Origin of the sequence: Paenibacillus sp. Aloe-11, from assembly GCF_000245715.1 — a bacterium.
In the GTDB taxonomy this organism is placed as follows: Bacteria; Bacillota; Bacilli; order Paenibacillales; family Paenibacillaceae; genus Paenibacillus; species Paenibacillus kribbensis.
Genome location: NZ_JH601037.1, coordinates 39,134 through 63,852, shown reverse-complemented (window position 1 = coordinate 63,852; position 24,719 = coordinate 39,134). Strand labels below are relative to the sequence as shown.

Here is a 24,719-nt window from a genome sequence, read left to right as displayed (position 1 = left end):
AAAGGATGTATCGGGTATTAGCTACCGTTTCCGGTAGTTATCCCTGTTTTGTGGGCAGGTTGCCTACGTGTTACTCACCCGTCCGCCGCTAAGTCATGTAGAAGCAAGCTTCTACATGACCCCGCTCGACTTGCATGTATTAGGCACGCCGCCAGCGTTCGTCCTGAGCCAGGATCAAACTCTCCAATAAAGACCAACCGAAGTTGGTTATAGAAAGAGCGATTAGCTCATTTTGAAACTGACGAGATAAAATATCTCATTGTGGATTTTGCAAGCAAAATCCGTACTCACTCGTTGTTCAGTTTTCAAAGATCAAACATTTCTTTTTTGTTGACTTAGCTCATCGCCTCATCAACTCTTATATCATATCATGTCCGAACCAACTTTGCAAGCTTTTATTTCAAATCTTTTTTTACACTCACTTGCAATATTGTATTTCTTGGCCGGAATTAGAATATACCATACTGAATATTTAAATGCAAGCTTTTTTATTAAATTGTTTTATCGCCCTAAAATAACGCGTTACTCATTACAGCTCAAGTGCTATATCTGGTTTTTCTTTAATATTGATGATTTGACAAAGAAAGGATGGGTAAAAAATGATATGAGAGAATCATCCATAAAGACCACTCTCTTAATAGAGAATAGATGGATAATACGATTTTTGTTTCATATGACATTAGCTGTTGATTAATTAATAGTATAAAGGAGTGGATCTTTTAATGAAGCAACGAAGGCAAACTTGGACGAAAATTATGTTTTGGGTCATCTCTTGCTTACTGCTTGTCGTTATCTCTGGATTTGTGTATGAGTGGATTGCATCCAAACAGGATAAATCGCAATATCCTCCTCCGGGGGAAATGGTCGATGCCGGGAGCCATCAACTTCATATTCGAAAACTTGGTAGCGGCTCTCCGACAATACTGCTTGAATCGGGGAGTGGGGAAAGCAGCTTATCCTGGAGGGATATTCCCGAAAAGCTGTCAACATTCGCAACTGTTGTATCCTATGACCGGGCAGGCTACGCCTGGAGCGAGGAGGCTGCTACTCCACGCACCGGAGAAAATATCGTTCGAGAGCTTCATGTCGCCTTAAAGAATGCAGACATCCAAGCTCCTTATATCCTTGTAGGTCATTCCCTCGGAGGGATGTACTCAAGATTGTACGCACAAACGTACGACGATGAGGTGGCAGGAATGATTCTGGTGGATGCCAGGCCCGAGAATGACGCTCGCCGGACCCAGGAGATCTATGCCAAGGAACGGCCTAAGGTCAATCCCTCGCCGTTAATATCCATTCTCCTAAAAAGGTCAGGGGCTTTTCGTCTGTTCCCTAATTTTATGCTAACTGGTCGTGTCGAGCATCAGGATAGAAAATCGTTTGTGAATATTGTTGCTTCCCCCAAATACTTTCGATCTGTTGCCGAGGAAGGGGATTTGGCGAACACAACCGAAAATGCCATACGTGGGCAGCATTTGGGAAACCTCCCTGTGCGTGTGATTGCCCGGGGCATCCAGCAAGATTTGACTCAGTTCGGTATTAGCAAGAACGGAAATGATCAGATCGAACAAAGCTGGCAGATGGGGCAGCGTGAAATGCTCAACATCTCTACAAACAGCAAATTTATTGTTGCCAAGAAGAGTGACCATATGATTATCCATGATCAACCCGAGCTGGTCATTCAAGTCATCCGTGAACTAATCTCCAACACCAGTCACCCGCGGTCAACCTTTGCTAAATCAAAGACAGATGATTAGAGACTTAATATGTTTATGGCGATACAAAACACAAAAGACGCCCGGGTTTCTCCTATATAAAGGAACCCGGGCGTCTTTGCTGCCCAATACTATTCTCGTTGATTGATCTTAGGACAAAATAGGCTTGTTTTTAGATGAGGCTTCTGCAACCTTGCCAAGTATGTGTCTCAGCACTTTAGCATTTTCCCCAACATAACCGGAATCAAGCAGCACGTCGTGCGTACCGATGACTCCGTACTCTTCGTATTGACCAAGTGTCGCCTGTTGCCATAGCAGTTTATCTGATGATGTCACCGGACCAATACTATCGTCCTCTGCAACCAAGGCATGGATATTCGCCTGAACTTCACCTGCGTTAATAAGCTCATTCCGGTAGATGGAGTAAATCAACATTTTGTCTTTGACTCGCTCTCTGTCGGCTGGATCGGCGAGGAATGATTTGTACTGGTCCCCAATGCTGTCCAGTACCACCTCGACAATCTCTTCAAGCTGTTCCGGTGTCGATTCATCCTTGGATGTCTTTCTCATAGCATCGACCATTATGAGGTCGCTGACATGGTGGCCTTGGCTTTCCATGGCTTTGGCCACCTCGAAGGCGAGATTTCCTCCGAGTGAGTATCCCAGGAATACATATGGGCCCTCTGCTTGAATACCCGTGATGGCATCCACATATCGATCCAGCATATCTTGACCTTGAACATGATCGCCGATAAATTCGAACCCGTATACTTCACAATGTCCTTCCAGCTCTCTGGCCATCTCATAGTACCCCAGAGAGTAGCCGACCCGAGGAGGGAAGCAAAACACTTTAAGCGTTCCTTTCCCTGGGAAGTGGATAATTTCCATTTCTTCTTCATCAGGAGCAGCTGTTGACCGAAGCTTGGATATTTCATGTGCCATTTCCTCCACAGTCGGAAGATTGAACACGAGCTGGAGCGGAAGCTGTACGCCCATGCTGGAAGAGATTTTCTGGATCAATCCCAACACTTTCAGGGAATGGCCCCCAAGCTCGAAGAAATGATCCTTGACTCCGATCTCCTGCACGCCGAGTACCTCGGTCCAAATCTGCGCCAGTTCTACTTCTGTCGGTGTGCGCGGCGGGATATACTCCGCTGTGCTCCGCAGGAGTGATTCCGGTGCCGGCAGCGCTTTGCGATCCAATTTGCCGTTCGGGTTCAGCGGCATTTGCGCTAACTGTACGAAAGCAGTCGGAATCATGTAGCTTGGCAGCTCGCTGGCCAGTGCCTCACGTAACACGCCCGCTGCTACTCCCTCCTCGGCCACAAAGTATGCGCAAAGCTGAGTGCTTCCAGTGGCGTCAGCCAGTGCAAGGACGACCGCTTCCTGCACAGACGGCACTTTAAGAATTTGTGCTTCCACTTCTCCCAGTTCAATGCGGTAACCCCGAATTTTTACCTGGTGATCGATCCGCCCCAAATACTCAATATTCCCGTCTGGCAGCCATCGTGCCAAATCGCCTGTTCGGTAAATCCGTGCTCCCGGCTTGTACGGGTGAGGAATGAACTTCTCTGCCGTCAGGTCCGGCTGATTGAAGTACCCTCGCGCTACCCCTTCGCCTGCAATGCAGAGCTCTCCTGGCACACCTACAGGTGATACCTGAGAAGCGCTGTCCATCATCCATACTTGGACGTTAGCGTACGGTTTACCGATAGGTACATGCGTTAGAGCAGCAGTCTCAGGGCTCGTTGTATATCGCGTTGCATATACAGCCGCTTCGGTAGGACCATAAATGTTTTCCAGTACTGCGTATGGAGATACTTTATAGTACTCTTCCACAAGTTTGACAGGCAGCGTCTCACCGCAGGCAAACAGATATTTCAGCGTAAGGAATCCCTGGGTGCCGCTTTCTTTCAAGTATTGAACGAGAACACTGAGCATTGACGGTACCAGATTGAGATGCGTGATACGGTTTGTATTCACGGCCTCCAGCAGTGCCACCGGGTCTTTGTCCGCGCCCTGCGGCAGGATCACGAGAGTTCCCTGCCCAAAGAACCAGCAGAACAGCTCCGGTACGGAGAAGTCAAAAGTGAATGTCGTTTTGAGCAGGAATCGGTCGCCTTCCAACATCGGATATTCAGCTTCCAGTTGGCTCAGCGTATGAACGGCAGAGCGATGCTCAATCATTACACCTTTCGGCTTGCCGGTCGAACCTGACGTGTAAATGATATACGCCAGATGCTCCGGCCCCGCAATTGGCTCCAGATTGGAGCTATCAGCATGATACGCCTGCGGATCATCAAGTGCCAAGAGCGTGCCGGTGAACGGAAAACGATCTTTGAGATGATTTTTCGTCAGCAGAAGCTTCGCCCCTGAATCCTCCAGCATGTGGCGAATACGATCTTCCGGGAACTCCGGATCAATCGGTACATAGGCCCCGCCAGCTTTTAGAATGGCATGAATGCCAATGATCATCTCAAGCGAGCGCTCAACCATGATGCCGACTGGTTGATCCGGTTTGACCCCTTGAGCACGCAGCGTACGTGCAAGACGGTTCGCCTGCTGATGCAGCTCTCCGTAGGTAAGCTCCGTTTCACCGTAAATAAGGGCTGTTCGATCCGGTGTGAGCTCCGCTTTTTCCTCAAATATACGGTGAAGGGTCTTCTCACGCGGATAAGGAGCTGCTGTATCGCCCCACACCTCTATAATCTGCGATTTCTCTTCTGGCGTGATCAGCTCCAGCTCATCAATACGGATAGCAGGCTGAACAGATACGCTTGTCAGAATTCTCGTCAAGTGCCCTTGAATCCATTCCACGCTCTCACGATCATAGACGCGGGCATTGTAACGGTACAAGAACTCCAGACTACGGCCCGGCAGCACAATGAGGTTAAAATCATAATTCGTCTGTTCAAACATCTGAACATCCGTAATTTTGTATTCAGCCTCTTCACTGGCAATTTTCTCTTCCAGATGCTCTTCTACCGGATAATTTTCGAACACCATAATATGAGAAATCAAATCTTGCTTTTGTTCGCTCTGTGCTTGAATCTCATATAACGGATAGGAATCATAAGCATGTCCTGCCAAATATAATTCTTGCTGTCTTTTCATCACATCGGAGAACGTATCGCTTCCTTCAGCCTGTATCCGAACCGGAACCGTATTAATGAAGAGACCGATCATGCTTTCGATACCCGGAATCTCGGCAGGTCTTCCCGATACTACACTTCCGAAAACGACATCCTGGCTTCTATTATAGCGCTGCAACACGATTCCCCAGGCTGCTTGCATCAGCGTATTCATCGTCACTCGGTGCTGCTTGGCCACTTGTTCCAGCCGCTCGGTCAGTTCCGTATCCAACGTGAATTCAAGCTTCTCCGATACGTAGGCTTCTGCTTTTGCCGATAGCTGTGTTGTCGCCTGCGGCAGCTTCGTCTGCTGATCGTATCCTTCCAGATATCCTCTCCAGTAAGAGGATGCCTCTTCCTCACCTTGCTCCTCCAGCCATTGAATATACTGGCTGTACGATACAGCGGCAGGAAGTTCAGGCTCTCTCTGCTCACGCAAAGCCCCGTACGTTTCAAACACTTCCTGAAGCACAAGCGGCATACACCAGCCATCCAAAATGATGTGATGAGAGCTCCACAGCAAATGATAAGCCTCTTCTGCTGTCCGGAGAATCGCAACACGCAGCAATGCTTCATTAGCAAGATCGAAGCCTCTTGCTTTGTCCTGAGCAATATAAGCTGCAAGACGCGCTTCAATTTCACCGGATTCCAGCTCGTGCAGGTCCTCGTATACGAAGTCACATGCTCTTTCTTTGAACACAATCTGTATAGGGAAATCACCCCATCCAGCATGGAAATTCGTTCTCAAAATGGCATGCCGTTTCATCAGATGCTTTAAGCTGCGTTTGAAATCCTCAGGATAGAATGCTCCCTGAATTTCAAATTTGGCCTGCTCAAAGTAGACTTCCGAATGAGGCTCCAGCAAGCTGTGGAACAACATTCCCTTTTGCATCGGTGTCAATTTATACATATTTTCAATACTGCCGATATGCCGTGTGTGTTCTTCCAACTCCTCGATTTCCTCCAAGCTGATATCTCGGAGAAGTACATCGCTTGGTGTAAGCTCCGTTCTTTCCTTGCGTACACAATGCCCAATGACTTCGCTGAGATGGTTCTTCAAGATGCCGACAAACTTTTCTACCGACTCCGCGTGGAACTGCTGACGGTTATAGCTGACCGAAAGTTGAAGCTGTCCTTCGGCAATCAGTCCATTAATGTTCAATGACTGATGCTGCACCATCTGTTCACTGACTTCAGGCCCTGTCGAGTAGGATGATACCTCCATCGTGCCCCCTGCGAGATCCTGATCGAACTGCCCCAGGTAGTTGAAGATAATCTCCGGTTCTGCCGTGAAGAGGGAAGCATCAGATGTGTCGCCCAGATATTTCAAAATACCATATCCGACACCTTTGTTAGGAATACGACGCAATCCTTCCTTGACGCGCTTGATTCTGGCGCCGATCTCCAGTTCGCCTCCCATGTCAAGGGCGACAGGGTATAGACTTGTAAACCAGCCTATTGTGCGAGTAATATCCAGTTCCGGTACAACAGGCTCCCGTCCATGCCCTTCCAGAAGGATGCCTACACGCTCGATTCCCGTCCACTCGTGAACAGCCATACCAAGGGCCGTCAGGAGCAGATCGTTCACTTCCGTGTTGTAAGTGCGGTTCGCTTCTTTCAGGAACTGCTCTGTCTCTTCTGGTGACCAGCTCACCGTCACAGTCTTGCTGTCTTTGATGAGAAGAGCGTCGTCTACCTTGTCTTTTGGAAGAAGAGCGAAACCATCTCCTTCAACTTCTGCCCAATAGCTGCGCTCTTGCTGAGCCGCCGGACCGTTCGCATATTGTGTGATTCCATCAACCCATGCACGGTATGAATCTGTCTTCTGCGGCAGCTTGACCGCTTCGCCGCGTGCGGCCTGCTCGTAGCCTTCCTGCAGGTCCTCAAAGAGAATGCGCCAGGATACGCCATCAACAGCCAGATGATGAATAACGATCAACAGATGTTCGCCGTCCGTACAGCGGAACAGACCCAGTCTAAAGAGAGGTCCATCCTCTAGAGAGATGCTGCGCTGAATGGCTTCCGCACCAGCTTCTATGGCCGAAGCCGGGTCTGTTTCATCCTGCAGATCATGGATCTGGAGGCTATAGAGCTCACCCTCACTTAAGCCGCGGTTCCAAGCTTCAAGTCCATGCTCTCCTTGGCTGAACACCAAGCGCAGCGCATCATGATGTTCTGCTATTTTCCGAATAACCTCGGCGAGCGCATCGGTATTGAAGCCTTCCTGACGGTACAACATGACCGACTGATTAAAATGGTGCAGGTCCGTCGACTGCTCGTCGAAAAATCTGCGCTGGGCAGGTCCCAATCTCACCGCTCCGTGTACCTCGCCCTGATCTGCAATTCGGCTGACTGCGCTAACGCGCTGGGCCAGCTCCGCAACTGTCGGATAGCTGAACAAATCCTTCATCTCAAGCTTATAGCCTGCTTGGAGAAGCCTTGAAGATACTTGAATGGATTTGATCGAGTCGCCTCCAAGCTCAAAGAAATTGTCATGAATGCCGACAAGCGGCACGCCGAGCACACCTTGCCAAATCGAAGCCAAAATGTTCTCCACATCTGTCTGCGGAGCAGTAAAGGCAGCACCCGCCTTCACACTTGAGCTCGGTTCAGGCAGCGCCTTACGGTCCAGCTTGCCATTCGGTGTCAAAGGCATCGCGTCCAGTTGGACGAAATAAGACGGAATCATATATGCAGGCAGTCCGGCAGACAGTTCGTTTCTTAGCTCGCTAACAGACATTTCACGATCAGCTACGAAGTAAGCACACAGCGATTTCTGCCCATGAGCATCTGCCCACGCAACTACGAGAGCCTCCTCGACAAGTGGAATATCCAGCAGCTTGGCCTCAATCTCACCAAGCTCAATACGGTAGCCCCGTATTTTAACTTGATGGTCAATACGTCCAATGTATTCAATGTCTCCATTAGGAAGGCGACGAGCCAGATCCCCGGTTCGATACATATTTCCTTCCGCAGCGAACGGGTCTCTAATGAATTTTTCTGCGGTAAGTTCAGGACGATTCAGGTATCCACGGGCTACCCCGTCCCCGGCGATGTACATTTCGCCCTCCACGCCTAACGGTACGAGACAAAGCTGGTCATCCAGGATATGGATATATATATTGTCTGCCGGCAATCCAATAGGTACGGATTCACGTGTATCCTTCACAGGATCGTACAGGTGAATCATGCAGCCGACGACCGTTTCGGTTGGACCGTATTCATTGTAGATTTTGATGTTGCCACCAAAGAGATCGGTGATGGTTTTTGACAAATGCGTGGTTAAATTCTCTCCGCCTACAATGAGCTGTTGAATGCGGCTTTCCGCCGGAATGGTCATATCCTTGATCAGACTGAGATGAGTCGGCGTCAGCTTGAGAATATCCACCGCATTTTCGCGCAAAATATGCTGTACAACCTCCGCTTTATCTATACCATCATAAATCCGTACTAATCCTCCGTTAATTAATGGAGTGAAAATAGACGTGAGCGTCAGGTCAAACGAAATGGATGAGTAGAGCGGGAAATCCGTTGGTTTGCCAGCACAATAGACCTTATTGGCCCACCAGATGTAGTTCACGATCCCTTTGTGGTTAATCATGGTTCCCTTCGGATTTCCTGTTGTGCCGGAGGTATAGATCAAATACACCAGATCGTTTCCTCTTACAGGCAGATTAGGGTTATCCGTTACGTTCCCGTAGATGTGCGGGGAATCCAGTTCCATAACCGTTCCCTCAAAGGAAGCCAACTCTGTCAGGTGGCTCTGTGTGAGCAGAATCTCGGCACCGGAATCCTTCAGAATATACTGAATCCGTTCCTGTGGATATTCAGGATCAATAGGTACGTAGGCTCCGCCCGCTTTGAGCACACCCATGATGGCGACAAGCAGCTCCACAGACCGATCCGCCAACAGACCCACTACTTGTTCACTCCGCAGTCCCTGGGCTATCAAGGTCGAGGCCAGTTTGTTCGCCTGCTCGTTCAACTCCCGATACGTGATCTGGATGTCGCCGCTTACTGCCGCAATCTTATCCGGCGTACGGACAACCTGTTCTTCAAACAAGGTATGAAGCCCCTGATCACTTGGATAGGTATGGGCCTTGCCGCCCCAGTCAAGCAGTTTCGTTCGTTCCTCAGATGTTACAATCTCCAGTTCCTGTATGATCGCTTGCGGACGAGTAGCTACCTGATCAAGCATTTGCAACAAATGCCCTCCGATTCGCGCAATGCTGTCCTGCTCATAAACCACAGCGTTGTAACGAATGCAGACCTTGATATCCTCGCCTGGAATCACAACCAGGTTAAAGTCGTAGTTGGTTTGTTCAAACATGGTAAAGTTCGCGACTTCGAGATTGTCTTCATTTTGATTGCCGGACTGTTCCACCTGTTCGTCGAGCGGATAATTTTCAAAGATCATAATATGAGAAATCAGATCCTGCTTCTGGGCCGTTTTCCCCTGAATCTCGTACAGTGGATAGGTGTCGTATGCACGGCCTGCCAGCGATTGTGCCTGTGTGCGTTTCATGACCTCGACAAAGGCTTCGTCCTTGGATGACTGTACACGGATAGGTACTGTGTTAATGAACAGACCCACCATATTTTCGATACCTGCAATCTCAGCCGGTCTACCCGATACAACGCCACCGAAAACCACATCCGAGCTTGCATTGTAATGTTGGAGAATCAGTCCCCAGGCTGTCTGCATGAGTGTGTTGACAGTCACATGATTGCGCTTCGCGACAACATCCATTTTACGGGTCAAGGATGCACCCAAATGGAGAACATGCTCATTCAGAACGTAGCCCGCTTCTTTGGCCTGGGATTTCGTTTTGCCTTCCGGCAATACGGTATTCCCGTCATAGTCTTCGAGGTATTGGCTCCAATACGTCAAAGCTTCTTCATCATCCTGTGCATCCAGCCACTCAATATAACGGCTATACGGCTGAGCTGGCGGCAACACAGGCTGTACTTGCTGTCGCAGGGCAGAATAATAATCGAACAGCTCCTGTGTAATAATCGGGATGCACCAGCCATCCATAACAATATGATGGAAGCTCCATAGCACCAGGGAGCTTTGATCCGTTTGCAAAACGGTCACTCGCATCAGCGGATCTTCCGACAAGCTGAATCCTTTAGCCATATCCTCAGCAGTGTAAGCCTTGATCTGGGCTTCTTGCTCCTGCAACGTTGCGGCACGCAAATCTACGTGTTGCAGAGGGATTGGCCGTTGCTTAAAGACAACTTGCAGCGGTAAATCACCGATGTTGTTGTAAAAGCCGGTACGCAGTATGGCATGTCTCTGTGCCAAAGCCTGGAAGCTCTCGAAGAAGGCATCTACATCGAAGCTGCCTCGCAGCTCGAACGTAGCCTGCTCAAAGTATGAAGAGGAATCCGGCTCCATCAGGCTGTGAAACAGCATCCCCTTCTGCATTGGCGTCAGCTTGTACACATCCTCAATCTCTCCAATGTGGGCCGTCTGCGCTGTGAGTTGATCTAGCTGCTCCAGTGTTAATCCCGGGAACAGAACATCACTTGGTGTAAGCTGTGAGCGCTCCTGAGCCACACAATGCCGGATGACCTCGCTGAGACTTGACTGTAATAATCCAGCAAAATGATTCACCGTTTCCTTGCGATACTGCCTGCTGCTGTACGTAATCGTCAGTGATAGCTGACCTTCAGCTATCATGCCATTCACATCCAGAGCATATTGCTGTGGTGTGTGATCGCCGAGCGACTTACCGACTGAATGTGTGGATAGGCTAAGGGCATTACCCTCCAAATCCTGATCAAACTGTCCAAGATAGTTGAAGGAAATCTCCGGCTCTACGCCAAACCCGAACCTTTTCTCTGGTGCCATATACTTCAGAAGTCCGTAGCCGATTCCTTTGTGCGGAACCTGGCGCAAATTCTCTTTGATACGCTTGATTCGCACAGATACTTCCTGCCCGTTTTGGACGCTCAGCAGAACCGGATACTGGGTTGTAAACCAGCCCACGGTACGGGTAATATCCAGTTCGGGTATGATCATTTCCCGTCCATGCCCTTCAAGATTGACCAAAATCTGTTCCATGCCTGTCCAGCGCTGAATTGCTGCCCCCAGAGCAGTCAGGAGCAAATCATTCGTCTCCGTATAATACGCGCGGTTCGCTTGTCGCAGCAGCAGGTCTGTTTCTTCAGCAGACCATGTTACTGTTACGGACTCATTATCCCGAATAGTACCCGGCGCCTGATCCTTATCCTTCGGCAATGGAGCTGAAATCGTCTCCTCGATCTGCTTCCAGTATGCACGCTCCTTGTCCAGAGCAGGCCCTGCTGCATACTTCGCCGCTTGCTCAGACCATACAAGATACGAATCGGTCTTTTGTGGAAGAACGATTGCTTGTCCATTCAACGCCTGCTCGTATCCCGCCGCGATGTCCTCGAACAGGATGCGCCAGGATACACCATCTACCAAGAGGTGATGAATGACAATTAACAAATGGTCGCCATCTTCACAATGGAACAGGCCTAGCTTAAACAGTGGGCCATCCTCCAAATGGAAGCTTGCCTGGATGGCATCTGCTTTGGCTTGAACGGCAGCTGTCTGGTCGGCAGCCTGTCGCACATCGAAGATGTCCAATGTGTAAAGCTCGCCTTCGTCAATTCCCCGATTCCAGGCTGTATACCCGGTTTCTGTAGGCCGGAAGACCATACGCAGCGCATCATGGTGGGTAGCAATTTGGGTCATCGTCAACCGGAGTGCGGCCTCATCAAAGCCATCTTTCCGATAGAGCATGACCGCATGATTGTAATGATGCGGCTCCGCTGTATGGCGTTCAAAGAACCAGCGCTGAATTGGCATCAGCTCCGCTGCACCTTTGATTTCTCCCTGTTCCGCTGTGCGTCCGGCTGCCTGAAGATACGGGCTCAGCTCGGCAATTGTCGGATATTTGAAGAGATCCTTCATCTCTAGCTTATATCCGGCCTGGAACAATCTCGAGGATACCTGGATCGCTTTGATGGAATCCCCGCCCAGATCGAAGAAATGATCATGGATGCCGACCTGCTGCGCTCCCAGCACACCTTGCCATACGGACGCCAAAGCTTCCTCAGCCTTCGTCCTTGGCGGCTCATAGACCGCTCCGGTCTGCACATTGGCTTCTGGAGCCGGAAGCGCTTTGCGATCCAGCTTTCCATTTGGTGTCAATGGCATCTGCCCCAATTGCATGAAATAAGACGGAATCATATAAGCCGGCAGCTCTGCAGCCAAGGCTTTTCTCAAATCACCTACTGTAAGCATCTGGTCGGCAGTGAAATAGGCGACAAGCACCTTCTGTCCACTTCCATCCTCCCGGGCGAGCACAACCGCCTCTCTTACTGACGGAGCATGGAGCAGCTTCGCTTCCACCTCGCCCAGCTCGATGCGGTAGCCCCGGATTTTAACCTGATGATCAATCCGTCCCAAATACTCCATGCTGCCATCCGGCAGCCAGCGTGCCAAGTCACCCGAGCGGTACATACGCTCGCCCGCTGCAAACGGATGAGCGACAAACTTCTCTTCCGTCAATTCCGGTCGGTTCAGGTAGCCGCGCGCCAGACCTTCGCCCGCCACGTACAATTCACCCGGAATGCCAATCGGCTGTGGACGGCGCTGTTCATCCAGAATGTACGCACGCAGCGTCGGAATCGTGGTGCCGATATTGCTGCGGCCCTGTTCAATTTCCAGCTCTGTAATTTCCTTGTAGGTTACATGTACAGTCGTTTCGGTAATGCCGTACATGTTGATGAGCTGCACTTGCGGGTACTTCGCTCTCCAGTCCTTGAGCAAGGCCGGGCTTAAGGACTCTCCTCCGAAAATAATCATGCGGAGGCTCAGCTCTGCCGCGTGATGACCAAGCTCTTCCTGCAGTAACTGGTAGAAGTATGTTGGCGTCTGGTTCAAAACAGTCACCTTCTGGTCTTTCAGCAATTGCAGGAACTGATTCGGACTCTTCGCTGTGAGCGATGGAACGATGACCAGACGTCCTCCGTTCAGCAATGCCCCGTACATCTCCCATACGGAGAAGTCAAAGCAGAATGAATGGAACAGTGTCCACGTATCCTGAGGACCGAAATCAAACAAATTTTTATCATTAAAGAGCAGGCGAACTACATTTTTGTGCTCGATCAGCGTTCCCTTGGGCTTGCCCGTCGTACCCGATGTGTAGATGACGTAGGCAAGATGCTCCGGTCCGGCCGCAGGCTCCAGGTTGGAGGCATCCTCCTTGTAGGAAGCCGCCTCGTCCAGATTTACGATGTCCCCGGCGAAGGAGACATGTTTCTCCAGATGCGTTTGTGTCAGCAGCAGTTTGGCTCCTGAATCCTCAAGCATAAAGCGTATGCGGTCCTCCGGATATTCAGGGTCTACAGGGACATAAGCTCCGCCCGCCTTCAAAATGGCCAAGATCCCGACGGCCATCTCAAGGGATCGATCCACCATGATTCCAGCCAAACCGTCCGGTTGCAGGCCACGCTCGCGGAGCGTTCTGGCAAGTCCGTTGGCCCGTTCGTTCAGCTCGCTGTAAGACAGGGCTGCATTTTCACAAACAACTGCCACTGCGTCTGGAGTACGGGCAGCCTGTTCCTCGAACAGCGCATGAATCGTCTTGTCACGAGGGTAATCTGCTCTGGCTTCGGCCGACTCCTGCATCAGCTTGAATTTTTCCTGAGGTGTCACGATATCAAAGGACGACAACGGCATTGCCGGATTGGCAGTCGCTTCCTGAATCAGCTGTACAAAGTGGCCTGCCATCCGTTCAGCAGTCTCTCGCTTGTAGATCGCAGTCGCGTACTCAAGCGTGCAGTTCAACGCTCCTTCCGCTTCACTCACGGTCAGCGTAAGGTCAAACTTGGCAGCAGGATGTACATTATCGTAAGGAGTGAAGCGCAATCCCTCTATTTCTTGTTCTCCCTGCTCGATATTTTGCAGAACAAACATGGTATCAAATAGCGGATTGCGGCTCAGGTCACGCTGAAGCTCCAGCTTTTCCACCAACTCCTCGAACGGATAATCCTGGTTTTCATAGGCCCGCAGCGCTGTTTCCTTCACTTCCTGCAAATAAGCCTCAAAGGTCTTCTCCCCTTCTGGATAAGTACGCAGTGCCAGTGTGCCGACGAACATGCCGATGAGGCCTTCGAGTGTCGCATGGGATCTTCCCGCCACAGGTGAGCCGACAATGACATCTTCCTGACCTGTATACTTGTGCAAGAGCGCTGTATAAGCAGCCAGCAGTACCATGAACAGCGTTGAACCCGTCCGGGTAGCCAGCTCCTGGAGTGAACCGTTCAGAGAAGAATCAATATGGAAGTCGATCCGATCCCCCGCAAAGCTTCGCACCGCAGGACGGACTTCATCTCCTGGCAAATCCAGCACTGGCAAGCTTCCGCGGAATGCGTCCAGCCAATAAGCTTCCTGGGCTTGGAGACGTTCGCTTTCGAGTTGGTCCTGCTGCCATACTGCATAATCTGTGTACTGAATCTGTAGCGCTGGCAATACGTACTCCTCTTGATAGAAGCGGAGAAACTCTTCTATGAGAATGTTCATAGAAACACCATCAGAGACAATATGATGCATGTCAAACAACAGTAAATGGCGTTCATTCGCAATCCGAATGAGGCCGACCCGCAGTAATGGAGCCTCGCCAAGATCAAAAGGCCGGACAAATTGCTGAAGGGAAGCTTCTGCCTCTTCCTCGCTCAATTCCGCATATTCCACAGTAAACGGAACATCCGTCAGGATCTGCTGTACGGGTTCGCCGTTAACAGTCACAAAACGGGTACGTAAAGAACCATGACGATGGATCAGACTACGGAATGCCTGCTCCAGCCTTTCCCGATCCAAGGGTCCCTCGACCGTAAGGATACCCGGCATATTGTAGCTCAGCTCTCCGCCTTCCAGCTGACTTAGAATAAACAGTCGTTTTTGGGCTGAGGACAATGGGTAGTGCTCACGCAGTCCAGCCGTAGGAATTTCTTCAAAATCGAGCGGTGTATAGCCCTCAATGGCATGAGCCAATCCTTCGATTGTAGGGGACTGGAACACCTCTCTCAAACTTATCTCGCGGTTCATTTCCTTGCGAATTCGTGAGACTAGCAGGGCTGCACGCAGGGAGTGACCTCCAAAATGGAAGAAGTTATCCTTCACACCCGCGTTCTCTACACCCAACACTTCTTGCCAAATTCCAGCTAATTGGATTTCGACAGGTGTCTTCGGAGCTGCAGATGAAGCAACTGCCCATCCGTGCTCTCCCTGCAATGCTTTTCGATCTATTTTTCCGCTTGGCGTTAACAGCGGATTGTCCAATTGTACGAAGTGGGAGGGAATCATATACACCGGTAACAGCTCAGATAGAACCGCACGCAACTCACTTATTTCAATCGTCTGGTCTGCTACGAAGTAAGCGAATAGATCCTTGTGGCCATCATCACCTTCCACAGCCATGGCTACAGCATCCTGAACGGATTGCACCTTGAGCATTTGTGCTTCTACCTCGCTCAGCTCGACCCGGTAGCCACGGATTTTGACCTGATGGTCAACTCGGCCCAAATGCTGGATCGTGCCATCCGGCAACCAACGAGCCAAGTCACCCGTACGATACATGCGCTCCCCTGGAGAAAATGGACTTTCCACAAACTTCTCATCTGTTAACTCAGGATGGTTATCATGCTCCTGCGCGAATTCAACACCTGCGATGCATAGCTCGCCAGCAACGCCGACAGGCAGCAGCCTGAAATGATCATCCACAATATATACACTTGGGCTAGCATTAGGTCCGCCAATGGAGGCTGCCTGTGCTGGTGAATGAAGCTCGGCATAACGCTCATATGGGACTACGGTATCTTTCGATACGGTTAGAATGTGGTCCCTCTCTTGCGGCGTTATCAACTCCAGAGCATCGACGGATATTCCAGGATTTCCTACAATCTGCTCCATAAGGTGAACCAGATGTCCTCTGATTCGCTCAATATTGGATGAGTCATAGACGAGCGTATTGTACTGGAATAGCAATCTCATCTCTTCACCCGGCAGGATAATTAAATTAAAATCGTAATTCGTTTGCTCAAGAAGCTCCGCATCCTCAATCTCAAAGGCAGCTTCGCTACTACCCAGACGCTCTACCTCCTCCTCGACAGGATAGTTCTCAAATACCATAATATGTGAGATTAAATCCTGCTTCTGGTCCGTCTGAGCCTGGATCTCAAACAGCGGGTAGGTGTCATACATATGAGAAGCCATATATTGCTCCTGCTGCCGCTTCATCAGGACTATGAAGGGAAGATTTTCTTCCGTCTTCACACGAACAGGAATCGTATTGATGAACAAACCAATCATCCGATCAATGCCCGGAATTTCGGCTGGTCTGCCTGATACTACGCTTCCGTATACGACATCTCGGCTACCGTTATAACGTTGAAGCGCAATGCCCCAGATGGACTGCAGCAAAATATTCATCGTGACATGAGCATCTCTGGCTACCTTTTCCAGGCGTCCGGTCAATTCCCTGCCGAGGGTGTAATTCAGCTTCTCTGACACATACCCTTCCGCTTTACTTGCTTCCCCGACTTGAGGTAAAAGCGTCTGCTGGTCATAACCAGCCAGATAGCGGCTCCAATAGTTAGTCGCAGCTTCTTCATCCTGCTGTTCCAGCCATTCAATGTATCGACTGTACGGCTGAACCTCCGCCAGCTGAGGCTCTCTTCCTTCCAGGAGGGCAAAATAATGTTCAAACACCTCCTGCGTAATTAATGGAACACACCATCCATCCATGACGATGTGATGAAAGCTCCATATGAGACGGAAGCTATCTTCACCTGTGCACAAAATCGAAACACGGAGAAGCTCATCTTCAGCCAGGTTGAAGCCCTGGGCCTTGTCCTTTGCAGCAAATGTCTTCAAATAAGCTTCGCGCTGCGTTGCGTCCATCTCCCGCAGGTCTTCATACACCAATTTGGCGCCTCTGTGCCGAAATACAACCTGTAAAGGCTCACTGCCCCATCCGCTATAAAAGTTCGTGCGCAGGATGGCATGACGCTCCACTACTGCATCCAGACTGTGTCCAAACGCGGCCGGGTCAAAGCTCCCCTTAAAGTCAAAGGCAGCCTGCTCAAAATAAGCACCTGTATGCGGCTCAAACATATCATGAAACAGCATGCCCTTCTGCATCGGCGTCAAACTGTATACATTCTCAATATCGCCTATGTGGCTGGTCTGCTTAGAAAGCTCCTCCAAATCGGCAATGCTTAGACCCTTCGCAAGCACGTCGCTTGGTGTCAATACGGTTCTTTCCTGGGTTACGCAATGCTGGAGAAGCTCTCGCAAGCTTTCTTCAATATATCCAGCGAGCTGTTCCATCGTAGATAACTTATACTGTTTTCCGTTATAGGTAATCGTCAGAGTCAGGGCTCCGTCCGTCACCATGCCATTGATATCCAGCGTATAGGCTGGTTCCCCCAACAAGCTTTGGGCGCTTCCGGTCGAATAAGGAGAAATCTGCAACGAGCTTCCTTGCAAATCCTGATCAAATTGCCCCAGATAGTTAAAAGAAATCTCAGGCTGCAAGCTGAAGCTGTCGGTATCCACCTGACTCGCCATCGTTCTAAGCAACCCGTACCCGATGCCTTTGTGCGGAATTCGGCGCAGCCCTTCTTTCACAGACTTGATCAAGGCTGCCACTTCCGGGCCATCGTCCAGGTCTAAAACCACCGGATACTGGCTCGTAAACCAGCCCACGGTACGGGTAATGTCGATATTCGGTATAATCGGTTCACGACCGTGACCTTCGAGATTCACAGCAATCTTCCCAATGCCAGACCACTTGGATACCGCCATGCCCAGAGCGGCCAATAGCAGATCATTCGTCTCCGTTTGGTAAGCACGGTGGGCTTTTCTCAACAGTTGGTCGGTTTCTTCTACAGTCCATTGTGCTGTTACCACTTCGCTATCCTGCAAAAGAAGGCTTTCTACAATCTCATCCTTCGGCAGCTGTTCGAGTTGCTGGTCCTCCAGCTCTCTCCAATACGCCCGATGGGCTTCAATTTCCGGGCTTTCCGAATAACGGGAAAGAGCATCACCCCAGTCACGGAAGGAGTCCGTCTTCTGCGGGAATGTCAGCTCTTGTCCTTGAGTCACCTGTTCATAGCCCGCTGCGATATCCTCAAACAAAATCCGCCAGGATACTCCGTCCACCACCAAATGGTGGATCACGATCAGAAGATGGTCTCCATCCTGACAATGGAACAGTCCTAGCTTCAGCAGCGGACCTTCTGCCAGATTGATGCTGCGCTGAATATCGTCCGAGAGTGCTGTGATGGCTGCAGCCGGATTCGATTCATTCCGTAAATCAACGGTAAGCAGGCTATACAGTTCTCCTTCTTCAAGACCACGATTCCAAGCCTCGTAGCCATGCTTTGTCTGACGGAAAACCATCCGGAGAGCGTCATGATGCTCCACAAGTTTTGTCAGGACACGGTGCAAGGCCTTTTCCTCAAATCCCTGTTCACGATATAACATGACCGCTTGATTGAAGTGATGGAGCTCTGCCTGCTGCCGTCCAAAGAACCACTGCTGGACCGGAGTCAAGCAAGCCGCTCCACGCACAGTTCCCTGTTCAGCCATATGCACAGCCGTTTGTATTTGCGTACTCAGCTCGGCAATCGTTGGGGATTTAAATAACTCCTTCATCTCCAACCGATAGCCAGCCTGCAGTAGCCGTGACGAAACCTGAATCGCCTTAATGGAGTCTCCTCCCAATTCAAAGAAATTGTCATGGATACCCACCTGTTCGGCACCCAGCACCCCTTGCCAGACAGACGCCAAGGCTTCTTCGGCCGGTGTACGGGGAGCCGTATACTTCCGCCCCGTATGCGCACCCACTTGAGGAGCCGGCAGAGACCTGCGGTCCACTTTTCCGTTCGATGTTAGCGGCATACGATCCAGCTGCATAAAATAGGACGGGATCATATAACTCGGTAGTACCTGCGATAATGCAAGACGCACATCTCCAGCCGTGAGCATACGATCCGCCACATAATAAGCGCAAAGCTGCTTCTCTCCAAGCTCATCCGCGCGAACGACCACTACGGCGTCGATGACCGACTCCACCTTGGCCAGTTGAGCCTCGATTTCGGTGAGTTCGATGCGGTAACCGCGTATTTTGACCTGCTCATCAATTCTTCCTTTAAATTCCAGATTCCCATCCGGAAGCCAGCGTACCAGATCGCCAGTTCGGTAGCATGGTTCTCCGTCCTTCACAGGGCTAGGGACAAATTTTTCTGCCGTGAGATCAGGCCGATTGAGATATCCGCGCGCTATACCTTCACCGCCGACAATCAGTTCGCCCCAAGCACCAATGGGTTGTAATTGAAGCGATCCATTGACTACATAAGCGGTCGAGTTGCTAATCGGGCGACCAATCGGCACTACCCCTTCAGCGCGACCCGGAATCTTGTAGGTGGTGGAGAAGGTCGTATTCTCTGTCGGACCATAGCAATTGATAGGAACAAGATCAGGATTGGCCTCGATCACACGGTTCATATGAGATATAGACAGCACGTCACCGCCGACGAGCAATGTTTTTAACCCTCTGAACAGGTACTCATCCTGCAATGAAAGCTGATTGAAAAGCGGTGAAGTGAGCCACAGCGTTGTAATTCCGTACGAGGCAATGGCAGCTTTGAGCCTGTCAGCAATCAGGATGTCGTCGTTCTCCACGAAATAGAGCTGTCCGCCGTTAAGCAGCACTCCCCATATTTCGAAAGTGGAAGCATCAAAGGCCACGGCTCCTGTCTGCAAAATTCGTGTGGATTCATTCAGCTCCACATAGCTGGTCTCTTTGACCAGACGGACCACGTTCCGGTGTTCAACCATAACGCCCTTCGGTCTACCCGTCGTACCCGATGTATAGATGACATAAGCAAGCCCATGCGATCCCTGGGCAGTCTCCGGCCGGGCAGGCTCAGCTGCATAAGCCTCTTCACTACTGAGGTCGACCATCGGAATACCGTAGTCTATATTTCCATACTCGCCCTTTTGTACCAGCATTAGCTTGGCATCGGAATCATCGAGCATATATCGAACCCGATCTTCCGGGTAGTCGGGATCAATAGGCACATAGGCTCCACCGGCCTGAAGCACCGCGAGCATACCAATGACCATCTCGATGCTTCGTCCGCCCATCACGGCCACTGGCTGCTCCCTCAACGTTCCCAACCGACGCAGCGTCTGGGCCAGTCGTCCCGCCTTCTCTTCCAATTCGAGGTAGGTTAGCCGAACATCGCCGAATACAAGCGCCGTCTGCTCCGGTGTACGCTTTACTTGTTCCGCGAACAGCTCGTGAATAGTCTTATCACTTGGGTAAGGAGCCGATGTCGCGTTAAATTCTTCAATGATCTGTACCTTCTCCTCCGGTGTGATCATCTCAATCTCTGCCAGCTTCAACCGGGGATTGGCAGCAACCGCATGCAGAACCCGAAGCAAGTGCATAGCAAGTCGCTCCACACTCTCCCGCCGATACAAAGCCGTGCTATACTCCAAACCAAAAGCTAGCTCTTCCCCCTGCTCCTCCACATTCAGGGACAGGTCAAATTTGGCTGTGACGGTCTCCAACGGGTAAGAAGTAAAGCGCAGCCCGCCCATGTCCTGTTCTGCCTGCTCCGTATTCTGCAATACCAACAGGGTATCAAAGAGCGGATTGCGGCTGACATCACGTCCTACACCCAGCTTCTCAATCAGCTTTTCCAAAGGATAGTCCTGATGCTCGAACGCCTTGAGCGCCGTTTCCTTGATTTCGAGGAGATACTCATCAAACGTCTTATCTCCCGCCGGGTAACTGCGCATACCCAGTGTATTGACAAACATCCCAATGACACCTTCAAGCTCAGCCTGTGGTCTTCCGGCCACTGGAGATCCTACGATGATGTCCTCCTGCCCCGTATATTTGTGCAGCAGCACCGAATAAGCAGCCAGCAATACCATATACAGCGTAGTACCTGTACGGGATGCAAGTTCTTGTAATGCCTTATTGCCGGACTCATCCAATGTAAAATCAATTCGGCTACCCTCGAAGCTTCGAACAGAAGGTCTTTGGAAGTCTGTAGGTAAATCAAGTACCGGAAGCTCCCCTTCAAAGGTCTGCAGCCAGTACGCTTCATGCTCTTGCCATTGGGTCTCTGACTGTTCCTGTTGCCACACAGCAAAGTCCTTGTATTGGATGTACAGCTCTGGCAGCTGTTCCCCTTGATACAATGAAGTGAGTTCTTCCACCAGTATTTGAATAGAAACCCCATCTGAAATGATGTGATGCATATCAAACAGCAACAAATGACGTTCCTCTTGCAGCTTCACCAAGCCAACACGCAGTAACGGGGCCTGGCTGAGATCAAAGGCACGGATAAAGCTGCGTATGAGCGTATCCGTATCCTCCCCTGAAGCCTCTGTGTAGTCCAACGTGAACGGGACTTCCCTATGCACACGCTGAACAAGCTCTCCATCCTTCATATAGAAACCGGTTCTCAGGGATTCGTGACGCTGGATCAGCATCTGGAACGCAGATTCCAGACGAACGCGATCCAATGGCCCATCCACTGTGAATGCTCCAGGCATATTGTAGCTGAGTTCTCCCCCGTCCATTTGTCTCAGCACATATAACCGCTTCTGCGCTGAGGACACAGGGTAAGCTTCGCTTTCCTCCGCCTGTGGAATGGATTCATACACGGTTGGAATGCGTTCTTTCATCAGTCGCGCCAGGGACTCGACCGTAGGCGACTGAAAAATTTCACGCAGTGAAATGCTGCATCCCAGCTCTTTCTGAATCCGCGAAACGAGCAGTGTCGCCCGCAAAGAGTGACCACCTATTTCAAAGAAATTATCTCTGATACCCACGCGGGCAACTCCCAGAATATCCTGCCAGATTAGCGCCAGCTGCACTTCCGCAGCAGTTCTCGGAGCCAAATAATCCTCGCTGGATTGTACACTGCCCTCTGGAGCTGGCAGCGCGCGGCGATCCAGCTTGCCATTTGGCGTAAGCGGCATTTGCTCCAGCCGGACAAAATAAGAAGGAATCATATAAGCTGGCAGTTCCACAGCCAGCTGAGACCTCAATTCGCTCGGCGAAAGGTCGGTGGAGGCTACGTAGTAGGCGCACAGCAATTTTTGTCCCTGTTCGTCGTCCCGTGCAAGGATAATCGTTTCCCGTACACTCGGAGCCTTGAGAATTTGGGCTTCCACCTCGCCAAGCTCAATTCGGTAGCCGCGAATTTTGACCTGATGGTCAATCCGTCCCAAATATTCGATATTACCATCAGGCAGCCAACGGGCCAGATCTCCAGTACGGTACATCCGCTCTCCCGCCCGAAACGGATGTTCTACGAATTTCTCGGCCGTCAATTCTGGACGGTTCAAATACCCTCGGGCCAGACCGTCACCCGCGATGTATAGCTCCCCCGGAACCCCGACAGGCTGCAGGCGTCTTTGCTCATCGAAAATGTAAGCACTCAGTGTCGGAATCGTGCCGCCAATATTGCTTTTCCCCGCTTCAATCTCATGTTCCGTGATTTCCTTGTAGGTGACATGCACCGTTGTTTCCGTAATTCCGTACATATTAATCAGCTGTACAACAGGATACTTAGCCCGCCAGTTTCTCAGAAGAGATGGGCTTAAGGCCTCTCCACCAAAAATGATTTTTCTAAGGCTCAGCTCTGTCGAAGAGTGAGCTAATTCTTCCTGTATCACCTGATAAAAGTACGTCGGCGTCTGATTCAGAATGGTGACTTTATTGTCTTTCAACAACTCCAGGAACGCTGCCGGGCTCTTGGCGGTGAGAGACGGAACAATCACCAATCTTCCTCCGTAGAGAAGGGCTCCATACATCTCCCAAACAGAGAAATCGAAGCAGAACGAATGGAACAGCGTCCACGTATCCTGAGCGCTGAAATCAAATAAATTTTGATCGTTAAAGAGCAGCCGAACTACATTTTTATGCTCAATCAGCGTTCCCTTCGGCTTGCCGGTTGTGCCCGACGTGTAGATAACATAGGCCAGATTACTCGAACCCGAAATGCTCTCCAGATTTGAAGCGTCTCCTTGATACGATGCAGCTTCGTCCAGATTCACATGCTTTCCGTCAAAAGTGGTGCACTCCCACAGATGGCTTTGGGTGAGCAACAGCTGGACTCCCGAATCCTTCAGCATGTAATGGATACGTTCCTCAGGATAATCGGGATCAATCGGTACATAGGCACCTCCTGCTTTCAAAATGGCCATAATGCCGACGATCATCTCCAAGGAACGGTCGGCCATGATCCCTACGAGCGTATCTGCTCCCACTCCCTCAGAGCGCAAATATCTCGCAAGCTGGTTAGCCTGCTCATTGAGAGCTCGGTATGTAATGCGCTGCTCGCCCATCTGAACGGCAACATGATCTGGCGTGCGCTCGGCTTGTTCCTCGAATAAGCCATGAATTGTCTTTTCACGCGGATAATCAGCTACAATCCCTTCCGAGAGAGCCAAAATGGATTGCTCGTCCGCTTCTCCCAGCAGGGTTACCTCTGCGATGGAAAGCTGCGGTGTATGAATGATCTGCTCGGCGATCGTAAGCAACTGGGAAACCATGTCCGTTACTTCACTGCGTTCAAACAGCTTTGCCCGGTAATCGACATCCAGTACCAGCTCGCCTTCATCCAGAATCTCCACGATATGAAGCACGAAATCATTCACTTCGTCGCCGCAGAAATCATAATCCGTCAAAATGCGCACATCTTCCAAATCAACCCAATTGATCAGCCGGTATTCCATGGAGACGCCAAAAAGCCGCTGAATATCCTTGTTGCCATGCATTTCTCTTAGATCCTGGATTAACTGATTGTATGGATATTTCTGATGCCGCAGGATTGACATTTGATCCCTGGCTACTTCCTGCAGGAAGCTCAGCACATCCATATCTTTTTCGACATATGTTCTGGCTGCAGCCGTACTAACGAACATGCCGATCTTTTGCTTCTCTTTTTTGTTCCCACGGTTAGCGAACGAAGTACCAATCACTACATCCGGCTGATTCGTCACTTTGTGTATGTAGATATACATCACACCCATGAAGAACTGAAACAGGGAAATCCTGTTCTGCTGGCAAAATGCCTGCAGCTCATGATATAGCACCTCTGGCACAGTAAAATGCTCCCGAACGGCTTGGGTGCTTAGAGATAACGGATTATAGGATTTCCAACCCGTAAGCTCAGGCAAATCTGAAAATTTATCCAGCCAGTATGCCTTGTCCTTTTGGTATCTATCAGAAAGCTCATATGCGTTCTCTTCTGCAATATATTGAATATAAGAGCAATCGTCATTCAGCGTTGGTTCATTTCCTTGAATGATTTGCGTGTAAAAATCTGTCAACTGATTGCCGTAGATCACCATAGAAATCCCGTCAGAAATAATATGGTGCATCTTGATATTAATCCAATACTCTTCCTCGCTAATCTTTACAACCAAAAACTGGAATAGTTCAGAATCCAGCAGTGGCAAGGGTTTCCTTTTGTGCTGCTCTAGTAAGGTTTCTACCTCAGATATATTTTCATAATGGGTAAGATCCAGGTATTCCAACTGTCTCTCTTCATAAGGAACGACATACTGCTGGGGCACTCCATCCACTGAGGTGATACGAATTCGGAACGCGTCATACTGTTTGATAATCAAGTTAATGGACTGCATGAAGGCGGCGATATGGATACGGCCCTTCATCTTGGCTGTACCGGAAAGCTGTGACACTGACGTATCTGGATAAAGTAATTCGGTATACCATATACGTTTTTGCGCATTTGTCAAATCATATAACTGCATGTCATTCATCTCGTTCACTCCTAT

The 24,719-nt window shown here is 50.1% G+C and carries 2 protein-coding genes and 1 rRNA gene; 1 reads left to right on the top strand and 2 read right to left on the bottom strand.

Features of this window, described 5'->3' with window-relative positions; all coding sequences use genetic code 11:
* Positions 1-190 (bottom strand): 16S ribosomal RNA (locus tag WG8_RS00380); the annotation flags it as partial.
* Positions 191-722: 532 nt separating this feature from the next.
* Between WG8_RS00380 and WG8_RS00375 the strand changes: the two genes are divergently transcribed.
* Positions 723-1,757 (top strand): alpha/beta fold hydrolase, encoded by a 1,035-nt coding sequence (locus WG8_RS00375; protein ID WP_007428066.1) that lies wholly within the window; start codon positions 723-725, stop codon positions 1,755-1,757.
* A gap of 108 nt (positions 1,758-1,865) precedes the next feature.
* On the opposite strand, the gene WG8_RS00370 is transcribed toward WG8_RS00375, so the two are convergent.
* Positions 1,866-24,704 carry a non-ribosomal peptide synthase/polyketide synthase gene (locus WG8_RS00370; RefSeq protein ID WP_007428065.1) on the bottom strand — a complete coding sequence of 7,613 codons (22,839 nt, stop codon included), beginning with the start codon at positions 24,702-24,704 and terminating at the stop codon, positions 1,866-1,868.
* Positions 24,705-24,719 lie beyond the last annotated feature (15 nt).

Coding starts and splice junctions, on each gene's coding strand:
- WG8_RS00375 (WP_007428066.1), top strand. CDS start 723: ATGAAGCAACGAAGGCAAACTTGGACGAAAATTATGTTTTGGGTCATC.
- WG8_RS00370 (WP_007428065.1), bottom strand. CDS start 24,704: ATGAATGACATGCAGTTATATGATTTGACAAATGCGCAAAAACGTATA.